Origin of the sequence: Streptomyces bohaiensis, assembly GCF_012033785.1 — a bacterium.
GTDB classification, from domain to species: Bacteria; Actinomycetota; Actinomycetes; order Streptomycetales; family Streptomycetaceae; genus Streptomyces; species Streptomyces bohaiensis.
The window spans coordinates 1-4,454 of the sequence record NZ_JAAVJC010000341.1 but is presented as its reverse complement, the minus strand read 5'-3'; the positions used below and the strand labels follow the sequence as shown (position 1 = coordinate 4,454).

Here is a 4,454-nt window from a genome sequence, read left to right as displayed (position 1 = left end):
GGCGGCACCGGCCCCTGACCGGGCCGGTGCCGCGCCGTTTGCCGCAGGGGTCGCCGGCGGGCGGCCCCGGGCTCAGACCAGGCTCTCCCGCCAGGCGCTGTGCAGGGCGGCGAACCGGCCCGTCCCCGCGATCAGCTCGGCGGGCGGCCCGTCCTCGACCACCCGGCCCGCGTCCATCACCAGCACCCGGTCGGCGACCTCCACCGTGGACAGCCGGTGCGCGATCACCAGTGCGGTGCGGTCCCGCAGCACCGTCTCCATGGCGTGCTGCACCGCCCGCTCCCCGGGGATGTCCAGCGAGGACGTCGCCTCGTCGAGGATCACCACCGCGGGGTCGGCCAGCAGCACCCGGGCGAAGGAGACCAGCTGGCGCTGACCGGCCGAGATCCGCCCGCCGCGCTTGCGGACGTCGGTGTCGTAGCCGTCCGGCAGCGCCTCGATGAAGGTGTGCGCCCCGATCGCCCGGGCCGCCTCCTCGATCTCCTCCCGGGGGGCGTCCGGCCGGCCCAGCGCGATGTTCTCGGCGACGGTCCCGGAGAACAGGAACGCCTCCTGGGTCACCATCACCACCCCGCGCCGCAGCTCCGGGTTGGCCAGGTCGCGCAGATCCACGCCGTCGAGCAGCACGCGGCCGTCGGTCGGGTCGTAGAACCGGGCCAGCAGCTTCGCCAGCGTCGACTTGCCCGCCCCGGTGGCCCCCACCACCGCGGTCGTCCGGCCCGCGGCGAGGGTGAGGTCGAACGTCGGCAGCACCTCGCCGCCCGTCCGGTACGCGAACCGCACGCCGTCGAAGACGACCTCGCGCCCCGGGGCGTCCCCCAGGCGCTCCGGAAGTTCCTTCGGCTGTGCCGGCTCCGGGAGGTCGGGACGCTGCGCCAGCAGGCCGGCGATCTTCGTCAGGGACGCCGACGCCGAGGCGTAGGCATTGAGGATCATCGCGAACCGGTCGATCGGGTCGTACAGCCGACGCACGTACAGCGCGGCCGCCGCCAGCACACCCAGTTCCAGGTCGCCGTCGGCCACCCGGTAGGCGGACCACAGCACGATCGCCGCCAGCGTCACGTTCGCCAGGAGCCGGGAGAACACCACGAACCGCGCCATCTCCAGGATGGTGCCGCCGTTCAGCCGGCAGTGCTCGTCGTTCAGCTCGGCGAACCGCGCGTCGTTGGCGCGCTCGCGGCGGAACGCCTTCACCGGCCGGATGCCGTTGAGCGTCTCGTTGAACTTCACGATCACCGCGGCGATCGCCGTCGACCGCCGGGTGAACATCGCCCCGGCCCGCCGCCGGTAGCTGCGCACCATCAGGTAGACCGGGACGAACGAGGCCATCGTCGCCACGCCCAGCCCGAGGTCCAGGTACAGCAGCAGACCGGTGATGTAGACGACGGAGACGAGGACGGTCATCAGCGTCTGCACGCCCTCGTCCAGCAGCTCTCGCAGCGCCATCACGTCGGAGGTCGAGCGGGAGATCATCCGGCCGGAGGTGTACCGGTCGTGGAAGTCCAGGCTGAGCGCCTGCGCCTGCCGGTAGATCCGGCCGCGCAGGTCCCGCAGCACGCCCTGGCAGGCGCGGCCCAGCGTCCGGTAGAAGGCGTACACCAGCACACCGGAGGCGCCGCCGGTCACCGCGTAGAGCACCGCCACCGTGATGAGCGGGCGGTGGTCGCCGTCCATCGCGGCGGGGACGCCGCTGTCGATGGCGATCGCCACCAGCAGCGGGCCCGCCTGGATGGCGGCCTGCTGGAGCAGGAGCAGCACCGACGCCAGCACCACCAGCCGGCGTTCGGGCCGCAGCAGTGAGCGGAGCAGCCGCAGTGGCGCGCCGGGCGGCGCCGGGAGCTGGTCCCGGTCGAAGGGGTCGCCGCCGGAACCGCCCCCCGGGGGACCGCCCGCGTCGGGGCGCTCCTCCGGGTCCGGTCGCCGGGCGTCCGTGTCCGTGACGGCCGTGGTCATCGGACCGACACCTCCTCGCGTTCCGGGCCCGTTCCCGGGTCCCGCTCCTCACCGGACATCAGGTGCCGGTACTCGGCCGATGTCCGCATCAGTTCGGCGTGCGTCCCCACCGCGGCGATCCCGCCACCGGAGAGCAGCGCCACCCGGTCCGCCAGCATGACGGTGGAGGGCCGGTGCGCCACCACCAGTGCGGTCGTGCCGACCAGCACCTCGCGCAGCGCCGCCTCGACCCGTGCCTCGGTGTGCACGTCCAGGGCGGACAGCGGATCGTCCAGCACCAGGAAGCGGGGCCGGCCGACGACGGCGCGGGCCAGCGCGAGGCGCTGCCGCTGCCCGCCGGACAGGCTCATGCCCTGCTCGCCGACCTCGGTGTCCGCGCCGAGGGGGAGGGCGTCGACGAACCCGGTGGCCTGCGCCACGCGCAGCGCCCGGCGGAACTCCTCCTCGTCGGCGGTGCCGTCGACCGCTCCCATCAGCACGTTCTCCCGGACGCTGGCCGAGAAGAGCGTCGGCTCCTCGAAGGCGACCGCCACCAGCGCGCGGACCTCCGCGCGGGACATCTCGGCGATGTCCCGGCCGTCCAGGGCGATGGTGCCCTCGGTGGCCTCGTGCAGCCGTGGGAGGAGCGCCGTCAGCGTGGTCTTCCCACTGCCGGTCGCGCCGACCAGCGCCATGGTCTCCCCGGCGCGCACGTGCAGGTCGATGCCGTGCAGCACCGGCTCGGCATCGGGGGAGGCGTCGGGGTAGCGGAAGCCGACCCCGGTCAGCCGCATCCCGTCCGCCTCCCCCGCGCCGTCGGCGGGTTCCCCCGCGTCGGCAGCCGGACCGGGCACCGGCGTGCGGGGCACGGCGGCGGAGGCCGCGGCGCCGGCGCTCTCCCGCGGCGGCTCGGTGTCCAGCACTTCGAAGAACCGGTCGGAGGCGGTGGCGGCCTCGTTGCACATCGCCAGGATGAAACCGATCGACTCCACCGGCCAGCGCAGCGCCAGCGCGATGGCGGTGAACGCGACCAGGGTGCCCACCGAGAGCGCGCCGGAGGCGACCTGGAGGACGCCGACCACCAGCACCACGCCCAGCACCAGCTCGGGCAGCGCGATGATGACGGCGAGGATCCAGCCCAGCATCCGGGCCTTGACCACCTCGGTGCCGTACAGCTGGTCGGAGAGGGCGCGGAAGGCCCGCGCCTGGCTGCGGTGGCGGCCGAACCCCTTGATGACCCGGATGCCGAGCACCGACTCCTCGGTGACCGTGGTGAGGTCGCCCATCTGGTCCTGTGCGCGCCGTGCCGCGACCGAGTACTGCTTCTCGAAGCTGATGCACACCCACATCAGCGGCAGGAACGGGCTCATCACGATGAGCGCCAGCTGCCAGCTGAGCGAGAGCATGATCGCGCACCCGACGATGATCGTCGAGACGTTCACCACCAGGAAGGTCAGCGGGAAGGCCAGGAACATCCGCAGTTCCTGGAGGTCCCCGGTGGCGCGGGAGAGCAGCTGCCCGGAGGACCACCGGTCGTGGAAGGCCACCGGCAGCCGCTGGGTGTGGCGGTAGAGCGCGGTGCGCATCGACGCCTCGACCCCGGCCAGCGGGCGCGCGACCAGCCAGCGCCGCAGCCCGAACAGCGCCGCCTCCAGGACGCCGACGCCCAGCAGGACGAGACCGCCGATCCACACCCCGGTGAGGTCCCGTTCGGCGACGGGGCCGTCCACGATCCAGCGGAGGATCATCGGCAGCACCAGCGACAGGCAGGACGCGACGACGGCCACCCCGGCGGCGGTGAAGAAGCGCGCCCGCACCGGCCGGACGTAGGGCCACAGCCGCAGCAGCGAGCGGACGACGGAGCGTTTGCGGGCAGGGGAGTCCGGGGCGGTGGGGTCGGTGGCAGACATCGTTGCGAGCTTACGGGGCTCCTGAGGTGCTTCCCATCGGGTTTTTGCCCTAGTCGGCGGTGGCACCAGGGACCTAGGCCGCAGGTCCTCGTGCTGCTCCGCGAGCCGGCGCGCGCGGGCGGCCGGCGGGCGCCGCGGGGCGCCGGTCACCTGCGGGGGCGGGCGGCCGCACCGGGTCGCCGTCGGCTGTCGGCACCGGGGCCTACGCTGATCCCCATGAGTGACCAGACCGAGTGGCGCGATCTCCAGGTGGCGCTGCGGACCGCCTCGGACATCGCCTTCGACCAGGAGATCCCGAGCGGGGAGCAGGCCGACGTGCTGCTGGACGCGTTGCGTCGCGCCCAGGCGGCGGCGCTCGCGCTCGCCGCCGGGCCGGGGACGACGGGCTGCCGCGTCCATCCGCACGGCGCGGTCGACCCGCTGTACGGCGACAAGGAGGACCCCCTCCCGCCGGGGTGGGGCAAGTGCCTGCTCTGCAACGACCGGCGGCGGCGGGCGGCCACCAACCGGCGGGGCGCCGCCACCGGCCGCCGCGGCATGCGGTGAGCCCACGCCGCCCCGGAGCGGGCGGTGCCGGGGGGGGGGGGGGGGGGGGGGGGGGGGGGGGGGGGG

General features: G+C 74.4%; 3 protein-coding genes. 1 reads left to right on the top strand and 2 read right to left on the bottom strand.

Going from position 1 to position 4,454, the window contains the following annotated elements:
- Nucleotides 1–72 precede the first annotated feature (72 nt).
- Both HCN52_RS22165 and HCN52_RS22160 read right to left on the bottom strand, forming a co-directional pair.
- Nucleotides 73–1,953, bottom strand: a complete 1,881-nt coding sequence (locus HCN52_RS22165; protein WP_168090213.1) for an ABC transporter ATP-binding protein — start codon at nucleotides 1,951–1,953, stop codon at nucleotides 73–75.
- Entirely contained in the window at nucleotides 1,950–3,842 is a 1,893-nt protein-coding gene (locus HCN52_RS22160; RefSeq protein ID WP_168090212.1) for an ABC transporter ATP-binding protein, read from the bottom strand. The genes HCN52_RS22165 and HCN52_RS22160 overlap by 4 nt, the downstream gene beginning before the upstream one ends.
- A gap of 216 nt (nucleotides 3,843–4,058) precedes the next feature.
- Between HCN52_RS22160 and HCN52_RS22155 the strand changes: the two genes are divergently transcribed.
- Nucleotides 4,059–4,388 carry a hypothetical protein gene (locus HCN52_RS22155; RefSeq protein WP_168090211.1) on the top strand — a complete coding sequence of 110 codons (330 nt, stop codon included), beginning with the start codon at nucleotides 4,059–4,061 and terminating at the stop codon, nucleotides 4,386–4,388.
- The last annotated feature ends 66 nt before the right edge of the window (nucleotides 4,389–4,454 follow it).